We start from the raw sequence: 18,097 nt of genomic DNA on the forward strand, positions 1-18,097 counted from the left end.
TATGACAAGACCGAGAGTGCCAGTCAGTTTTAATGGCAGGAGCACTGAGCAATGTCCGCACTGTGGCAAGACGCGGCCTGTAGTGGATTTTTCGGAAGCTATGCATTCGCTGGATGCGTTAAAACGGCAGGAAGTGTTCCTGTCTCCTGAATTTCCAGATTGTTGTGAACCCCTTCGCTCAGAGGTTGAGCTTGAGTATGTGGCTCTGGCTCATGCACGTTTAAATGTTGTGCTGATTGATGATCGGGACGATGATTCGTTGTCATTGGCAACACCACCGGAAAGTTCTGGGCAGCCCCATTAAGGTAGGTATGATGTCTAATCAGGGTAAAATCTGGGTGCCAACGCAGTGTGATGTCTGCGGGAAAAAACGGGGTTTCAATGATCTTGCTGCTATTACGGCCTACTTTGCTTCAGGTTCCCCTGATTATTACGAACAGACCTTAAGTTCGAGAGCTGACCCTTTCGGTGCGATTTATCACTGCAAAGACAACGCCGTGTGTAAGCACCATGCGACGGAAATAGCGCAAGCCGTCAGAAAGCATAATGAGCAGGAGGCTGCTCTGCATTGATACTCACTGACGCTGAACTCATTCTGGGTCAGTCTGAGCCCAGCCCACTTCCATTAACCCTGGTTTACCTTCTACTGTTGCGCAATTTAAGCAATGCTTCCGCTTCTTCGGTGCTTATCCCTTCCCATGTTTTTCCGGTCTCCAAGCACTCAACGCTGTGTTGACGATTTTCTATGGATGTAAACATGACGTATTTATAATCTTCAACAATCTTACTAAATGATTCCTCAATCTGGGTAAAGCTGACATCCCCACTGGAGTCCTCTTCATCATAAAATATTTCAAAAGCATCCTTGGATTTTTGCACAATGTGAAGAATTTTTGATGTTGGAGTAATCCCTTCCGGCAAATTAACCATGCTGATACCTCATTTATTCTCAGTGGCTTTGAGGCTGGCACACGTTATGTAAACTGTCAAAATGGGGTTGTTAGCTGTGTCAGGTGAATAAGCTAACCGGTTAATTAAATGAAATGGTCAACCCCGTTTGAATTAATGTCATCAAAGATGATGATAAGAGTCAGTCTAAAGCTCTGATTGAGACAACAGGTAAAGAGAAATCCTAAAGGGCACTGGGAAAGTCATTAAATTCCCCATCAGGGAAGGAGTGAACCCTGACGGGGAAGCGGCATTTATTGAATAAATGCCATCTACAGCTCTGATAAAGTAACAACGAATTGAAACAAGGTCAAAGGCATGGGGGCATTCATTGAGCCGGATATTGATCTGGTGTTGGTGGAGGACCAGTTGATACCAGCAGGGTATGAAAAAACTGGCAATTCCCGAAGGAATTACCAGTCGTTCCACTACATCAACCTTAAGCAATTCTATATATCGGCTAAAGGACTGAGCGTTTTATGTTGAATAAGGGGAGAGGATAAAAAATACCCGGCACGACTGTTGCCGGGTATCACAGAAGCAAGACACGGCTCTGTGAAACAAATGCTGGTCTAACCAGCCAATAAACAGAAGGTAACTATTCAGCACCCTTCATATAAATCTGGAATTTTCTGATTTTTCGACCATCATCTTATACTCAATTTTTCTAACAAATCTCCAGTATGGAACCAGACTTCCCAGCTACTCCGTTTACCGAAGCTCTCCTTAAAGAGAATGAAGAGCTTCGGACCGAGAATGCGCTTTTACGGGAACGTTGCAGCGAACTGGAAGAAAGGGTTAATAAAAACAGTCAAAACAGTAGTAAGCCACCATCGTCAGATGGTTATCAAAAGCCCAGTAAAAAAGGGAGTGATAAAGGTGATACATCTTCCAAAGAAGCCCCCTGCTCCTCACAGGAAACACCGAACCCCAAAAGCCTTAGACCATCTTCAGGCAATAAACCAGGTGGCCAGAAAGGTCATCAAGGCTCTTGTTTGAGACGTGTCGCCTTACCCGATTATGTCAGGCATCTGAAGGTTGAAAAATGTTGCTGTTGCCAGTCTTCGCTTATCGATATTAAACCCACCAAATACATTGAGCGACAGGTTTTTGATCCAGGTAGACCCGGAGAATTTGAAGTTACCGCGTACTGGGCAGACGTTAAAGTATGTCCTTGTGGTAAACGGAACACCGCTGAGTTTCCCCAAGGAGTGAAAGCCGCTGCTCAATACGGAGAAGTGACTCAGGCAATGGCTGTTCATTTAAACCAGTATCACTTCATCCCATATCACCGGGTGTCTGAGTATTTCAATACTATTTATTGCATGAGTGTCAGCGCAGGCTCTGTTGCCAATTTTGTTGCCTATACCCATGAGAACCTGGCCTCTACTGAGCAGAGTATCCGCGATGCTTTACAAGAAAGTCCGGTTGCAGGAGCGGATGAAACTGGCATGCGGGTTGACGGTTCACTGTGGTGGTTACACATTATGCGAGATGACCAATGGACGCTTTACTACCTCTCAGAAAGGCGAGGTTGTGAAGCAATGGATGCAATGGGCATCCTGCTGACTTTTGCAGGCATTCTGGTTCACGATCATTGGAAGTCCTACTTTGCCTATGCGGCAGTGCATGTGCTTTGTAATGCCCATCATCTGAGAGAGCTTCAGGGAGTTGTCGATAGGGATGCGAATAAGCTGGCTCTGCGGCTGATGAAATTGCTTACGCTCTCCTGGCACTTCTGCAAGAAATACAAAGCAGCCGGTCTGACTCAAATGCCTGGTGCAATACAGCTTCGCATTGAGACGATATACGACCAAATCCTTCAAAGGGCTCTCACGAAGGAAACCGCTTATATGGAAAAACAACGACAGGTGCTTGGACGTAAGAAGGTCAGGAATACCAAGGCCTACAACCTGTTCAAAAGGCTTATTGAGTTTAAGGTTGAAACGTTGCGCTTCATGTCGGACTTTTCAATTCCCTTCGATAACAATGGCAGTGAACGTGATGCCAGGATGGCCAAACTTAAGCAGAAGATCTCAGGCTGCTTCAGAAGCGAAGACGGAGGTACCATGTTTACCCGAATCCGAAGCTATTTATCATCTGCTAAAAAGCAGGGGTTGAACATATTTCAGGCGCTTCTTAAAGCGGTTCGAAATTACAACAATACGCCTTTGCTGGGTGCTGAATAGTTACAACAGAAGAATAAATTCCGCAACCGGCTGATGCCCATGTCACAAAAGCCCGTCCCTCGGAGACCTGCTGCGGAATTCGGGACGAATGATAAAACAGCGAGCACAAGAAACAACCGGTATAAACCGTGATCTTTCCTGATGCTCTCTTCGGATTATCGATCTCTGTAGAAACCTCCTTTCCCTATCAGTGTCGAAAGGCACCGCAGAATCCTGCTATTCAATCACAGTTTTGGAGGAGCAATGTTCACTCTGTTCAGTACCTGCCCAACGCGACAGCTGAGAAACGATTATAACCTGCTGATGGAAAGAGCTCATTTTGTCCGGGACAAGGGCAATATCAGCCGTTATATCCTGCTGTTGGTTCAGGCTGAAAAAGTATGGGAGATCATCGAGGTATTGGAGAACGGCGGTAAACCCTGACTGAACAATCTCCCTGCCGTACTAGGACCGGGAGCAGGCAGGGAGAACTGCTACAGCGAGCGGGTTTCTATCAACCACATTTATACACTATCAACGCTGCGTACAGAGGTCAAAGTGGGGTTATTGACAACCGGTTTCTACGGCACGACCGATTGTAGTTATTAGCTTACTGAATGCTTACCGGATGCAGACATTAAGTCGTCTACCCTAGGGGGACAATATAAACGTGAAAGAAAGGAGAGAAGCATGAGTGCCATTATGAACTGGGGTTTTGGGTTTTTCCTGACGGATTACGGCGGGTTTGCTTCATCCATGATTCGGACAGTGATCCAGGCTCTGTAATTATGAAAAAACCTTGTCGTCTATACCGGGATTGCGAAGCAATTTGTCCTTAATAAATAGTCACATTGGCGGATAAAGAGAATATCAACCTTCTGCCAATGTGGACTCTGTACTATGAAAAGACTGCTGCTCACCCTCCCCCTGATTATCCTTACCGCCGGTTGTAGTTCACTGACAGAATCTGGCAGTTCACCCGGTCAGCAAGTTGCACTGCGCAGTACTCCTGAGGGCATCACGGTTTATGAGCAAACAGCATCAGGACAGAAGAAACTGGGAGTAACACCAGCCAATGTTATGCTCACTCCTGCAGCTGGAAAAATTTTCATTTTTAAAAAAGAGGGGTATTTTCCCCAGATGGCGACCCTGAAAGCCAATGGTAACCCAGAGCGGGGAGAGTATCAGTTTTTGAATAATGAAGTGCATGTCACCATGCAGCCTGCTCGCTAAACCACCTTTATATACACATCATCTTCCAAACTGCCACTTTATTGGCTTAGTTCGTTCCCCCCAGCCACTGAGTAATACTGAGTGTCTGGGGCTTCGCTGATTGACTGTTAACTCATCTGCACTGAGCCAAACATTAGATGTTACATATAATCATCTATTTCCACAGAAGGGGTAACTCCGCTATGAAACTTTTTAATGATCCGAACCCGCTTTTCATTCAGGCTTGAGCAACAACCATACCCAAATGCTGGACTCAACTTTTGCTCAGGGTGTTGCATAATTTCATCATACTTACCACACTCCGCTCGTCCATCATCGTTGTGCAGTAAATGTTTACATCTGTGATTCTGTTCATCCCATGCTCCGTAAGGGCAGGGACTTTGCTCGCAACAGAAACCACTTCTCACACATGCTGCTACTGTCACTATCAAATTTTCCCCAATGCACCAAAGGCATCCATCTTTGGTGGTACATGAATTAACTAGGCATGAATTTTATCAAAAGCCTAACCCAAACAAACAATACTAAAAAATAGAATGTTTATAACGCGCTTTCGTTATAATCAGGCTTATAGTTCTTTCCCCAGCCCCTCCGCCACCGGCAAATATGATTAGACTCACGTCAAGATTAATAATTACAATCCCATTCAACACATTCAACACATTCATTCTATAAACCTTGCAGGTTGACGAGAACATAATGCGCCCTCATACCAACTTCACCATTGCAAGCAATGGTGACTTGTTCAGAAACTCCGATAGCAAAGTTATAAGAGAAAAATACGCTAGAACTTACGCATTGACAGCTCTGATAAAAGATGGTCTCAGCCAGTCTTTACCATCAGAGAAGCTCTTAATGAAGTCCCAAATAGCATCCTTGAGCGCATCATTCTTAACGCGATAGATGCTACTGAGAGATTCAGATACTTTCTTGGCCTGAAGGCAGGCATACCCAAAGATAGAGGCAAAAATATGGTTCCTGACCTGCTGCTTTCCTCTCACCTGAAAGCGCTCAATACTGCAGAGTTGTTTCAGCGCCCGGTGATACTCTTCGATCGCCCAATGGTGCAGGTGAAGTTCATTAAAGCCTACCTGTGGTGATACCTCTGATCCAGCATGGGGTGTGTAGACGACGTAATGGCGCAGCTCGTTTTTTAGCCGCGTCCGGTACAAACGCACAGAACCAAAATTACGTAGCCAAACGGTTATTCCCTCTTCAGGAATCTCCAGGCTCTGCACTTGTTGGTAGTCACCCTTTTGGATAGAAACAGTACGGTTGCTTTTAACGGCAAACATAAAACCCAGACCGTTGTTTTTCACAGTCTTCAGGTTTGCGGCACTGCTATACCAGGAATCCCCCGTAACAAATGCAGGTCGTAAGCCCCATACAAGTACTTCTTTCAGCATCTCGAGAAAATAATCATTTTTGGACTTTCCGTCCGCAGAGTCATAGATACGGAAATTGACAGGAAGGCTATAGCCTTTGATATCGGTGTAATAGAGCGTTATGAGATTAATGCCCTTGACGGCTTTATGATGCTTGCCCGAGTAATGATAGCCGATGAATGCCGTGTAGTTACTGTACGGCTTATCCAGCACCGTATCATCAACCGATAGCGTGCCCCCATCAAGAATCAGCCTTGCGGCTACTTCCATGAAAAGGTCATTGGGAGCAAAGTCTTCACGTTGTAGAAAACGGTTAACGCTGTGGTGTGACATATCTCCGATCTCACTAAGGCGAGTACAGGTTGCTGATTTCGGCTCACACAATAGAAACCCTGTATATTTCGGCAAATCACACCCAGCTGTTGTAGGTCTTGTTATCTTTCTACGCACGACGACATCCGCTATTTTTTGCTGATCTAGCAATTTTTACAGCTGCCTGTCAATGCGAAAGTCCTATACGCTTATACCTTTAATCAGATTTCCAATGGGCATGAGCTCTGCGCCACTCTGCGTGCTGGCGAATACACCTGGCCTGGGGGCTACCCACTGTATTTAATTGCAGGTGATGGGGAGTTACTTCATTTCAAATGCGTGCAAGAAAACTTGTCTTCCTGTATGCACTCAATCCGCCATGGCAGTCGGGATGGCTGGGAGATTGTCGGATGTGAGGTCAACTATGAAGATGAGGAAATGCTGTGTGGCCACTGTGGCAACAAAATAGAATCCGCTTATGGTGAATAAACCTCCTCATAAATAGAACTATAGAACTATAGAACTATAGAACTATAGAACTATAGAACTATAGAACTATAGAACTAAATAATCTCCTCTCAGCGGTTCTACTGTAACTTTCCGGCGCCATATGGTAGAACTCAGCTCCAAATATTTATTACATATATCTTTAGGCTCCTAAATGAACTTTGACCTGGACACACACCCAAGTGTCAAGCTCCTTGCCCAGCAGCTTGAAAAGGTATCGGGCAAGCCTGCCATGATCGTTATGGACTCATCCATTGGGGACATGCTGTCGACTCAAGTCACTGCCAGATCATCAGCGCAGCCCGCGCACCTGGTGAAAGTGAATCAAAAGTACAATTCTATTCGTCACGCTCTGGCTTCAGTCCAGTTGAGACATATTCTCCGCAGATACCAGATTAAGTCACCACTTAAAGATGTGACGCTGAGCCCTAAAGCAATTGATGTCATCAGTGAACAGCTTGAGCAGGTAGACCGAGTTCCCGCTGATCAGCTGGAACAATTTGCTCAGCATATTGCGGGTAATCTGGTTATCCAGCTGCGCTCCGCATTACCCAGTGTTGCGGTTCATTATGAAATTCAAAAATACCAGGCAGAGCTTTGGGATCAACAGCAGGAGGCTATAAAAGCAACTATTAATAATAACCTACAATCTCTCAAAGAGACTGGATTTCCTGCTCCATTAGTTCGCTGGAACCGTTTATTAGCTGCTACAGAAAGCTTTGGTATGGCCAGCATCATAAACAACAAATCACTGATGGTACCCTTTGAGTCGCTTGGGTTGCTGGGCCCTGCCAAAGAAATTGCAGGGCCATTGTTGTTGGGGGAATATGATGGTCTTGATGATCTGGAGCTGGTAGAAATAACAGCCGATAAAATCAATATGACGGAGTTGCATCAGTGGATCTGAATCGTGACGTAGTAATCTCTCTGGCGCAGTTCGACCGCTCTCAGCTGCCTGAAGATCAACGGAACCTGGAGGGAATCGACCTACGCTTTGCTGTGGTCGATTACTTTAAAGCCAAATATCGAGCACTTGGTCATCACGTCGAAGTCAGGGCAGATACTGAAAAAGTTGTCATCTCCCCACAGGCCAATGAAGACAATATCCTTGAGGCTTTTAATGGTGGCAACCTGCAGTATGGTATTGAGCTTAGTGATGAACTATTAAGACAAGATCCTGACAATTGCAATGCTTTGTATAACTCAGCCATGGCTTTGTCTGACCTCAATCAGCTGGATAAAGCCATTGAACGACTGCAGCACTTAATCGACGTACAGGGAAGCGATGTAGGTCCCAACGTATATGTTGCACTTGGAGTTGCTTATGCTCGTCAACGCAAGGTAGCCAATGGCATTAAAGCCTTTGAGCATGCTCTGAAAATAGAGCCCTCTAACCAGTTTGCCTTACGCAATGTTGCCAGCCTTTATTCTGCTGAAGACAGAAACGATGAGGCTCTGCAAATTTATAAAAACCTAGCTCCGATGTGGCCACAAGATCCAGCCACTCAACTCGGCTATGGAGAGGCGCTTCGAAAAGCTGGCAGAAACGATGAAGCCAATGCTCAATTCGACAAAGTTATAACCCTGGCTCCAGGATCGGCTCAAGCCCAACAGGCGAAGGAGGGAAAAACCGCAATTTCCAGTGAAAAAAGTGCCCAGACCAAACAATCGATGGGTGGCTTAAGGATGGATGCGGTCATGTACATGAAAAGTGCCATGACAACCTATGAAAGCCTTTCTGAAGAACAGAGAAACGCTCTGTTTTATGAGATCGCTATGAAAGGGCAGTCTGGCTTTGACACGGAAGATCCTGAGCAAAAATATACGCTGAATGCCACTCCAGGCAAATACTATTCTGGTTTTCAGTTGGTCTGCATGATGTACGTGGGTTGCGTACAAGTTCTGGGTACCGATGGTTCTGATATGGGTATCGATCTGAAAGAAGAGTATAAAGCAGCAAAACAAATGCACAGCCTAATGCCCTAACTACCTACTTCACTCCCATCAAATGATGGGAGTCCCTCTTTATTGTCAGTCTCTGACCGTATACTTCCTCTGCAGATTAGAGTAGTTCTAACTGCTATATCATGTAATTTTATTATTCAAATAAAAAATAAACCTTAGTACCATTTACCTGACTTTCAGTAAAATGGAACTATGCAGGAATGCCTCTCTATACCGGTGAATTAAGGGAATTTATCACTAAAGCCAAGACCAATGAGTTGTACTCCGAGCTAGAAGAAACCTTTAAGTTACAGTATCAAGAACAGCCCAACCGGGGAGAACTTCTGAGCTGGGAGAACTCTTTAAAGGCTCTTGCAACAGTTCTCACTGATAGCAGTCTTCCTGATGATGTCGGTGTCGTGCTCGAATATCAGCTGCCCCTTACATCCAAACGTATTGATGTCATGCTATGTGGTGAGAATAGCGTTGCGCAGGCGCATGCTGTCATTGTCGAGTTAAAGCAATGGCAAAAAACTGAACCTGCGCACTGTCCACAGGAAGTAAAAACTTACCTGGATGGTGAGATGCGCGATGTCCTACACCCCTCTGTTCAGGCATTAAACTACCTTGACTACCTGAATAATGCCCATGAATCATTTCATGGTGACTCGGCTGTTACCCTGACTGCCTGTGCATATCTGCATAACTACCAAGTTACAGAAAACGACCCTCTCTTGGATGCCAAGTTCACAGGTATTCTTTCTCAGTCCCAGCTTTTTCATACAGCAAATATTGACGAATTCTGCAGTTATCTAACAGATCATATAGGCCAGGGGAATGGCTGCCAGATCATCAATAAAATTGTAGAAGGCTCCTACCGCCCCAGTAAAAAACTGATGGTTAACGCTGCCTCGGTCATTCATAACAATGAACGATACGTTCTGCTTGATGAACAGAGGAAAGTGTATGACCGGATTTTTGCTGCTGTTCGACATGCTTTGGCTGGGGATAGTCAGATCGTTTTAGTGATTGAAGGCGGTCCTGGTACAGGAAAGACGGTGGTTGCTTTACACGCACTGGCAGAACTGATGAATTCTGGGCAAGTGGCCAACTATGTAACAGGCTCCAGAGCCATCAATGAAACCCTGTGGGAAGTATTGGACCCTGAATCCAGAGGGTATATTCGCTATTTCAATAATTATAATAGAGCTCACCCCAAAAGCATTGACGTCCTGCTTTGTGATGAAGCCCATCGTATGAGGGGTGATCCAGCTAATCCTCATCAGGGACGAGAACAGTTTCAACAGCTGCTTAGTTCTTGTCGTGTACTGGTGCTATTTGTGGATGATGACCAAACGGTAAGACCAAATGAAATAGGCAACGTCACATTTTTCAAAGAGCAGGCAAAAGCAAATCAAGTTGGCTGTCGGCATGAAAAACTGGAGGCACAGTTCCGCTGCGGAGGCTCTAACGCTTTCGTTAACTGGTTAAGTAACACGCTGCATATTGAACCTACCGCGAACAAAAGGTGGAGTGGTGAAGAAGAGTTTGACTTCCAGGTTTTTGATACTCCTGAAGCCCTCGAGGCCAAACTTCAGGCCACAATAGATCAAGGGTACGAAAGCCGTTATCTTGCCGGTTATTGTTGGTACTGGAACCAAAAAGCTAATCCTCCGGTTAAAGATATTAAGGTTGGGAGCTTTCAAAAGTTTTGGAATATTAATGGCCGTAACTGGGCTCTCAATGCCAAAGGTCTGGATGAAGCAGGCTGTATTTATACCGCACAAGGCTTCGAATTTGACTATGTCGGCATCATTTTTGGTGCTGACTTGCGATACGACCCCATCAATAAATACTGGGTTGGAGATTCATCAAAAAACTTTGATAATCCAGTTAAAAGATCCTCTCCAGAGCATTTCATCAGGTACATCAAAAACACCTACAAGGTGTTGATGTCCCGTGGTATGAAAGGTTGTTATGTCTACTTTGTAGACCCTGTTACCCGAGACTATTTCAAGTCTCGCATAAGATCTCAAGACGGTAATGCCTAGTGTTAATCACTGTAGATGAATTTTGCGATTTCGTTTCTGACAGCCTCAATGATTTGATCGACGAACTGGCGTCCATAACCGGTCGCTCAACGGCTTCAGAGCGTGAAGCATGGCAACGCAGCCTGCCAAAGCTTTCTACTGTTTTTGCCAATGCAACAAAAGACAACCCGGCACTTGGTAGGGTTCACATGAATCTTGGTCACCTATCACTGGAGTATAAACTACCGGGCGCATCAGCATGGTGTGATGCCCTGCTATTGGGGAAAGACAGTGAAGGTAACCCAAGAGTCGTTATCATCGAATTAAAAGACTGGGATCTGACAGGGGATCAACCAGGTCAATACGAAGGCCTGATTACCCATCATGGTCAGCAGCGCCTACACCCATCGGATCAGGCAAAAGGCTACACACAATACTGCCAGCGTTTTCATTCGGCAGTTCTGCAACATCAGGCTAAAGTCGATGGCTGCGTATTTTTTACCGGTAAGGGAGACCTGACACCTTATCTTCAATCACCTAATGAGCAACTGGCCACTGAATATCCCCTGTTTGATGTCAGTGATGCTGGTAACTTGCTGGGATCATTTCTCACTGAGCGTATCGTCGATTCAGATGAAGCCTTTGCTGAAGACTTTAAATGCGGGGTATACCAGCAGGATAGAAATATCCTGAGGCAAGTAGCTGCAGCAATGGCAGATAATCCAGACTCGCCTTTTGAGCTACTGGATGAACAGCGCAAGGGCTTTAACCTTGTGATGTCGGCGATAGAGAGTCATAAAGCGACCTCTGCTGAGAAAAAGGTCATTATTGTTCACGGCCCTCCAGGCTCTGGAAAATCTGCCCTGGCTGCCAATACCTGGGTGGAAGCTGCCCAAAAATTCAATGATCAGGGAAATATTGTTTTTGTCACCACATCAAGCAGTCAAAAAGCCAACTGGCAGCAGACGTTTGAGACGACCAGTAATGACAGAAATGCCAAAGGCATGGTGCTGCCTTCCAATCAGTTCAACCCGGGGCTTTCAGGCAACAAAGTAAGCAAGCTGAGGGAAGAGACAGGCAATGCAATGGAGTACGCAAATTGGCGTGAGTGTCTTGAGATTTTTCATGAACATTATCCGGAAGTTAAACGCTCTCCAGATAATCTCCACTTTTTATCCATCGTTGATGAAGCTCATGCCCTGATTAATCCGGATGGACATTCCATTGGCTTTGCCAGTGGCTGGTGTGTACAGGCCGGACCACAGGCATACCATATCATTCGAAGCTCCCAGATCAGCGTTTTCCTGTTGGACTCTGAACAATCATACAGGGACAGCGAAACAACCAGTGTTCAGGATCTTGAGCGGTTTGCAAAAGAGTTTCATGCTGAAGTAGAGCATGTGGATCTTTCCGGCCAGCAATTCCGTTGTGGCGGCTCCAAGGAGTATGAATTGTGGGTCGACAGCCTGCTCGATAGCTCTATTCCAGATAAGATTGATGTGAGCTGGCGGATTACATCTGATAACCCGAATGGTGCTTTTGGATTTCAGCTGGTTGATTCGCTGCACGGATTGGATGAAACATTAAAAGCACACCATGCAGATGGTCATAGTGTTCGATTGCTTTCCAGTTACTCCCGTAAATGGGTTACCAAAAAAGAGAGCAATATTCACCATCTGCCACCAGAGCATCAAGACTTTTTCTTCCAGTACGCTGATGATTCCGGAAACCAGAAAACCTGGAGCCGCCCATGGAATTATGCTCCCAATGAAGACTACTCCATGTATATCCAGGCAACACCTGGTTCAATGATGGAGGCAAACCCTCTGGCTGAAGTTGGCTGTCCATATGTTGTCCGAGGTTTTGAATACGACTATTTGGGTATTTTATGGCTGGATGACCTAGTTCGCCGTAATGGCCAGTGGACACTACTGCTTGATAATGTCCATGAAACAGCATTGAAAGTTTCAGGAAAGGCAGCCCGACAGAAGCTCCGCAAACGGGGTAGTCCGGAAGCTATCCAAGCTCAAATTGACAGCATTGCCGAAGGAAAGCTGAAGCTACTTTCGCGAGTTGCCCGAGGTTATCGAATTTTGCTGACCAGGGCAGTTAAAGGTGTCTATGTATACGCTCATGATGATGAGACCCGGGACTACTTGAAGGGTAACTATTCAGCACCCTTCATATAAATCTGGAATTTTCTGATTTTTCGACCATCATCTTATACTCAATTTTTCTAACAAATCTCCAGTATGGAACCAGACTTCCCAGCTACTCCGTTTACCGAAGCTCTCCTTAAAGAGAATGAAGAGCTTCGGACCGAGAATGCGCTTTTACGGGAACGTTGCAGCGAACTGGAAGAAAGGGTTAATAAAAACAGTCAAAACAGTAGTAAGCCACCATCGTCAGATGGTTATCAAAAGCCCAGTAAAAAAGGGAGTGATAAAGGTGATACATCTTCCAAAGAAGCCCCCTGCTCCTCACAGGAAACACCGAACCCCAAAAGCCTTAGACCATCTTCAGGCAATAAACCAGGTGGCCAGAAAGGTCATCAAGGCTCTTGTTTGAGACGTGTCGCCTTACCCGATTATGTCAGGCATCTGAAGGTTGAAAAATGTTGCTGTTGCCAGTCTTCGCTTATCGATATTAAACCCACCAAATACATTGAGCGACAGGTTTTTGATCCAGGTAGACCCGGAGAATTTGAAGTTACCGCGTACTGGGCAGACGTTAAAGTATGTCCTTGTGGTAAACGGAACACCGCTGAGTTTCCCCAAGGAGTGAAAGCCGCTGCTCAATACGGAGAAGTGACTCAGGCAATGGCTGTTCATTTAAACCAGTATCACTTCATCCCATATCACCGGGTGTCTGAGTATTTCAATACTATTTATTGCATGAGTGTCAGCGCAGGCTCTGTTGCCAATTTTGTTGCCTATACCCATGAGAACCTGGCCTCTACTGAGCAGAGTATCCGCGATGCTTTACAAGAAAGTCCGGTTGCAGGAGCGGATGAAACTGGCATGCGGGTTGACGGTTCACTGTGGTGGTTACACATTATGCGAGATGACCAATGGACGCTTTACTACCTCTCAGAAAGGCGAGGTTGTGAAGCAATGGATGCAATGGGCATCCTGCTGACTTTTGCAGGCATTCTGGTTCACGATCATTGGAAGTCCTACTTTGCCTATGCGGCAGTGCATGTGCTTTGTAATGCCCATCATCTGAGAGAGCTTCAGGGAGTTGTCGATAGGGATGCGAATAAGCTGGCTCTGCGGCTGATGAAATTGCTTACGCTCTCCTGGCACTTCTGCAAGAAATACAAAGCAGCCGGTCTGACTCAAATGCCTGGTGCAATACAGCTTCGCATTGAGACGATATACGACCAAATCCTTCAAAGGGCTCTCACGAAGGAAACCGCTTATATGGAAAAACAACGACAGGTGCTTGGACGTAAGAAGGTCAGGAATACCAAGGCCTACAACCTGTTCAAAAGGCTTATTGAGTTTAAGGTTGAAACGTTGCGCTTCATGTCGGACTTTTCAATTCCCTTCGATAACAATGGCAGTGAACGTGATGCCAGGATGGCCAAACTTAAGCAGAAGATCTCAGGCTGCTTCAGAAGCGAAGACGGAGGTACCATGTTTACCCGAATCCGAAGCTATTTATCATCTGCTAAAAAGCAGGGGTTGAACATATTTCAGGCGCTTCTTAAAGCGGTTCGAAATTACAACAATACGCCTTTGCTGGGTGCTGAATAGTTACCTTGAAGGAAGTGCTTAATGGCCGCGTCTGAGTTACTGGATTATGTGCTTCAGGAAAAAGCCCATGCAGAAGAAGAAATTCGACGGCTGACAAACCTGCCTGAAGAAACTCAGGTTGAAAAAGGCTTACTGGTTCCAGAAATGACGCTGGTAAAACAGGATGGTAATGAGCTGCTATTCAGCTGCTCAGTCAATCACTCCCGAGTGAAGCCAGGAGATAGAGTTGAACTCTGTCGCTCGGGTAAATGGGAGGCCTGTACAGTCATTGAAAACCTTCAGGACGAAATTACCGTTCTGATTAAAGATTTGGGGAAATCCTATCCACAAGATCAGCCCTATCAGTTAAGAGTGGTGCACTATCAACTTCTGGAACCTGTTATTGCCACCTTGGAAGGAATGAGGGACGGAGCCCCCGGAAAGGGATTTTGGGATACTTTGTTTGGCGAAAAAGCCATTAAGCCTAAAGGATTGGGAGGCCTGACAGCTTCAGCAGCAATCAACTTGCTCGAAGGTCGGGAGTTGAATAGCACTCAACTCTTGGCTGCTCAGCGAATTCTGGCGAAACCGAGCCTGTTAGCCGTACAAGGGCCTCCAGGCACGGGAAAAACTCGCCTGCTTGCTTCAGTTACCCAGGCGTTTATTCAAAAGAAACAGCGCATAGCCGTATTAGCCCCAACACACCAGGCAGTGAACAATGCGCTTTCTGTCATTGCTGAAGCATGCCCTGACCTCCAGGCTTTCAAGATTGGTGAAAAGCTGAAGTCTTCAGGATTGTCCGAAAAAGTGCATACACGGACTATCGCGCAGTTCAACAGTGATTGCCGAAAAAAGAAAATAGCGCCTAATGTCGTTGGAATGACCTTTTATTCCGCGATTACCAATCTTGGCCTGCGATCCTCTCCTTTTGCACCTAACATAATATTGGTTGATGAAGCGGGACAGTTGCCCTTGAGCTATGGAGCTTTGACGGGTACTTTCGGGGCAGGTTCCGTAGTTTGTTTCGGTGATGACGCTCAACTGCCCCCAATATTTCAGGGAGAATTAGAATCCCACTCTTGCTCAAAATCGTTGTTTTCTGCAATACGGTCATCAAACCCTGATGCAATAGTCGCGTTGGACTTAAGTTACAGAATGAACAGCGAAATATGCAGCCTGATTTCACGCAACTACTATCGGACTGCAGATGGTCAGGAGTTTTTAAAGACCAGTAATAAGATATCCGGCGATCTGAGCCTGCCACTTTCTGCAGAGATTGAGCCATGGATTCACACTGTTATTAATAGTGATAAGTCGGTACATCACCTGACACAGTTTTCTGATGACAACTGCCAACAAGAAAACGCTGGGGAAGCTCAAGCTATTGCAAAACTCGCATCTGCTTACCTGAGATCTGGTGGAAGCCCAGATGAATTAATCATCGTAGCCCCATATCGCAAGCAGATTTCTGTGATCAAATCTTGTCTGCGTCAGTTATGGGATGGGACATTTCCTGCCATTGACTCTGTTGAAAGGGTGCAGGGACTTGGTGCGGATTTTGTGATCATCAGTATGACCAGTAGTGATTTTTTTCATATCCGCGACAACGAGAAATTTCTATGTTCACCTAATCGGTTGAATGTGGCCCTGAGTAGAGCTAAACGAAAAGTTGTTGTATTTATTCATGGAAATATAGAACCCCAGATTGGTATAGACTGGCATTAAAATTCAGGCAGTTTGAAATTTAGATCTCATCATTTTCATACTGCCAGCCATACCCACCGGCCGATGCTCTCTTTCCTCGGCAGACCTTCGCAATATTTGAGTGCCAGATACCAAGCTCTCTTTCAACGTCGGTTATACAGCCCCAGCGCTTAATCACCTTTCCAGTGCTGGTGTTCAGCTGCAAAACAGCAACACTGCAGGCATTATCTTCACCGATAATGTGCTCTTTAAGACCAAGAGCTATGGCATTTTTCTGGCTCTCTGAGTTATTGACCCAAACTAGATTTTCAAGACGGGAGTCTTTTTTGTTGCCGTTTAAATGAATCACCATGGGTTTGTTCAAAGGGTTGGGTATGAACACCTCCGCCAGCAAACGGTGGAGAGAATATGTATATTTTTTATTATTCTAGGACTTTCGCATTGACAGGCAGCTGTAAAAATTGCTAGATCAGCAAAAAATAGCGGATGTCGTCGTGCGTAGAAAGATAACAAGACCTACAACAGCTGGGTGTGATTTGCCGAAATATACAGGGTTTCTATTGTGTGAGCCGAAATCAGCAACCTGTACTCGCCTTAGTGAGATCGGAGATATGTCACACCACAGCGTTAACCGTTTTCTACAACGTGAAGACTTTGCTCCCAATGACCTTTTCATGGAAGTAGCCGCAAGGCTGATTCTTGATGGGGGCACGCTATCGGTTGATGATACGGTGCTGGATAAGCCGTACAGTAACTACACGGCATTCATCGGCTATCATTACTCGGGCAAGCATCATAAAGCCGTCAAGGGCATTAATCTCATAACGCTCTATTACACCGATATCAAAGGCTATAGCCTTCCTGTCAATTTCCGTATCTATGACTCTGCGGACGGAAAGTCCAAAAATGATTATTTTCTCGAGATGCTGAAAGAAGTACTTGTATGGGGCTTACGACCTGCATTTGTTACGGGGGATTCCTGGTATAGCAGTGCCGCAAACCTGAAGACTGTGAAAAACAACGGTCTGGGTTTTATGTTTGCCGTTAAAAGCAACCGTACTGTTTCTATCCAAAAGGGTGACTACCAACAAGTGCAGAGCCTGGAGATTCCTGAAGAGGGAATAACCGTTTGGCTACGTAATTTTGGTTCTGTGCGTTTGTACCGGACGCGGCTAAAAAACGAGCTGCGCCATTACGTCGTCTACACACCCCATGCTGGATCAGAGGTATCACCACAGGTAGGCTTTAATGAACTTCACCTGCACCATTGGGCGATCGAAGAGTATCACCGGGCGCTGAAACAACTCTGCAGTATTGAGCGCTTTCAGGTGAGAGGAAAGCAGCAGGTCAGGAACCATATTTTTGCCTCTATCTTTGGGTATGCCTGCCTTCAGGCCAAGAAAGTATCTGAATCTCTCAGTAGCATCTATCGCGTTAAGAATGATGCGCTCAAGGATGCTATTTGGGACTTCATTAAGAGCTTCTCTGATGGTAAAGACTGGCTGAGACCATCTTTTATCAGAGCTGTCAATGCGTAAGTTCTATATTCTTATGCAGAGAAACTGAGTAGCCGCCCTTTATGTGATTTGTTGGCTTAACCAATAACTCTTTATCACGAACACCTGCGTTCCTACTCTTGATACGGCCCTTGCTTGATATCCAGTAAAGGCCTTCAAAGCCAGGAACTTCCCGCCATTCTTCCCCGTCGAGGTTAGAAACTTCTGAGCTGACTTTTCGGGATATCCCAAAGTGAGACTCAAGGAGCTTTGCTATCGTATAACCTGCATGCTTAGAGCCATTGTAGAGAAGTACTGACTCATTATTTCCTACGACACGTTTGGCCAGCAATTTACCTGTGGCCACAACTCTGACATCACCAGAGCTGGAAAGCTCATAACGAGTCTCAAAGCCTTTTATGGGGGTCCATTGTACGGAATTAGATCCTGTAATATGCAAAAATGATAACCGTTAAACGTAAATGGTCAGGAGTCAGATTATAAGGTTCGTATGCTTTAACTAAAAGCCCACTGGAACATTTTAATACCAGTCTAGAACTTGAACCGCAGCCATTTAATTGATGGTCACTATTACTGTTTTGACATCTACTAAAGTTATAGATGTATCAGTTT

16 protein-coding genes are annotated in these 18,097 nt (G+C 45.5%); 12 read left to right on the forward strand and 4 right to left on the reverse strand.

The annotated features are described in order from the left end of the window. The first annotated feature begins 1 nt into the window (after position 1). Both ACOCLE_RS13560 and ACOCLE_RS13565 read left to right on the forward strand, forming a co-directional pair. Entirely contained in the window at positions 2-304 is a 303-nt protein-coding gene (locus ACOCLE_RS13560; protein WP_419537129.1) for a hypothetical protein, read from the forward strand. A gap of 34 nt (positions 305-338) precedes the next feature. Further along, the gene (locus ACOCLE_RS13565) at positions 339-572 is read left to right on the forward strand and encodes a hypothetical protein (protein WP_419537130.1); all 234 of its coding nucleotides are present in this window, start codon (positions 339-341) and stop codon (positions 570-572) included. 64 nt (positions 573-636) lie between these two features. Here ACOCLE_RS13565 and ACOCLE_RS13570 read toward each other — a convergent pair whose 3' ends face one another. Then, positions 637-930, reverse strand: a complete 294-nt coding sequence (locus ACOCLE_RS13570) for a hypothetical protein (protein ID WP_066018778.1) — start codon at positions 928-930, stop codon at positions 637-639. Between the two features lie 701 nt (positions 931-1,631). Between ACOCLE_RS13570 and tnpC (ACOCLE_RS13575) the strand changes: the two genes are divergently transcribed. From tnpC (ACOCLE_RS13575) to ACOCLE_RS13585, 3 genes are all read left to right on the forward strand, one after another. Next, entirely contained in the window at positions 1,632-3,137 is a 1,506-nt protein-coding gene (tnpC, locus tag ACOCLE_RS13575; protein ID WP_419532963.1) for an IS66 family transposase, read from the forward strand. A gap of 243 nt (positions 3,138-3,380) precedes the next feature. Beyond that, positions 3,381-3,560, forward strand: coding sequence for a DUF6435 family protein (locus ACOCLE_RS13580; protein ID WP_419537131.1), 180 nt, complete (start codon positions 3,381-3,383; stop codon positions 3,558-3,560). Between the two features lie 456 nt (positions 3,561-4,016). After that, positions 4,017-4,349 (forward strand): hypothetical protein, encoded by a 333-nt coding sequence (locus tag ACOCLE_RS13585; RefSeq protein WP_419537132.1) that lies wholly within the window; start codon positions 4,017-4,019, stop codon positions 4,347-4,349. Positions 4,350-5,140: 791 nt separating this feature from the next. On the opposite strand, the gene ACOCLE_RS13590 is transcribed toward ACOCLE_RS13585, so the two are convergent. Then, complete coding sequence (locus ACOCLE_RS13590; RefSeq protein ID WP_419533005.1) at positions 5,141-6,184, reverse strand: transposase; 1,044 nt, start codon at positions 6,182-6,184, stop codon at positions 5,141-5,143. Positions 6,185-6,707: 523 nt separating this feature from the next. Between ACOCLE_RS13590 and ACOCLE_RS13595 the strand changes: the two genes are divergently transcribed. The 6 genes from ACOCLE_RS13595 to ACOCLE_RS13620 all read left to right on the forward strand — a co-directional run bounded on the left by ACOCLE_RS13595 (position 6,708) and on the right by ACOCLE_RS13620 (position 15,989). Then, positions 6,708-7,460: a hypothetical protein gene (locus tag ACOCLE_RS13595; RefSeq protein ID WP_419537133.1), complete on the forward strand. Its 753-nt coding sequence runs from the start codon at positions 6,708-6,710 to the stop codon at positions 7,458-7,460. After that, positions 7,451-8,539: a tetratricopeptide repeat protein gene (locus ACOCLE_RS13600; protein WP_419537134.1), complete on the forward strand. Its 1,089-nt coding sequence runs from the start codon at positions 7,451-7,453 to the stop codon at positions 8,537-8,539. The genes ACOCLE_RS13595 and ACOCLE_RS13600 overlap by 10 nt, the downstream gene beginning before the upstream one ends. A 179-nt stretch (positions 8,540-8,718) precedes the next feature. Further along, positions 8,719-10,548 (forward strand): DNA/RNA helicase domain-containing protein, encoded by a 1,830-nt coding sequence (locus ACOCLE_RS13605; protein WP_419537135.1) that lies wholly within the window; start codon positions 8,719-8,721, stop codon positions 10,546-10,548. Further along, complete coding sequence (locus ACOCLE_RS13610; RefSeq protein WP_419537136.1) at positions 10,548-12,716, forward strand: DNA/RNA helicase domain-containing protein; 2,169 nt, start codon at positions 10,548-10,550, stop codon at positions 12,714-12,716. The genes ACOCLE_RS13605 and ACOCLE_RS13610 overlap by 1 nt, the downstream gene beginning before the upstream one ends. Before the next feature lie 63 nt (positions 12,717-12,779). Continuing rightward, a complete protein-coding gene (gene tnpC / locus ACOCLE_RS13615) occupies positions 12,780-14,285 on the forward strand; it encodes an IS66 family transposase (RefSeq protein WP_419532963.1) in 1,506 nt (501 codons plus the stop codon). Between the two features lie 21 nt (positions 14,286-14,306). Beyond that, a complete protein-coding gene (locus tag ACOCLE_RS13620) occupies positions 14,307-15,989 on the forward strand; it encodes a DEAD/DEAH box helicase (protein ID WP_419537137.1) in 1,683 nt (560 codons plus the stop codon). Positions 15,990-16,008: 19 nt separating this feature from the next. Here ACOCLE_RS13620 and ACOCLE_RS13625 read toward each other — a convergent pair whose 3' ends face one another. Further along, complete coding sequence (locus tag ACOCLE_RS13625; RefSeq protein WP_419537138.1) at positions 16,009-16,332, reverse strand: HNH endonuclease; 324 nt, start codon at positions 16,330-16,332, stop codon at positions 16,009-16,011. A gap of 130 nt (positions 16,333-16,462) precedes the next feature. Between ACOCLE_RS13625 and ACOCLE_RS13630 the strand changes: the two genes are divergently transcribed. After that, positions 16,463-17,506: a transposase gene (locus ACOCLE_RS13630; protein WP_419533005.1), complete on the forward strand. Its 1,044-nt coding sequence runs from the start codon at positions 16,463-16,465 to the stop codon at positions 17,504-17,506. Here the strand turns inward: ACOCLE_RS13630 and ACOCLE_RS13635 are convergent. Then, on the reverse strand, positions 17,496-17,924 hold the full coding sequence (locus tag ACOCLE_RS13635; protein ID WP_419537139.1) for an NUMOD4 domain-containing protein: 429 nt from the start codon (positions 17,922-17,924) through the stop codon (positions 17,496-17,498). The two genes, ACOCLE_RS13630 and ACOCLE_RS13635, sit on opposite strands and share 11 nt — an antisense overlap. Positions 17,925-18,097 lie beyond the last annotated feature (173 nt).

Origin of the sequence: Endozoicomonas sp. (genome assembly GCF_965196975.1) — a bacterium.
Taxonomy (GTDB): Bacteria; Pseudomonadota; Gammaproteobacteria; order Pseudomonadales; family Endozoicomonadaceae; genus Endozoicomonas.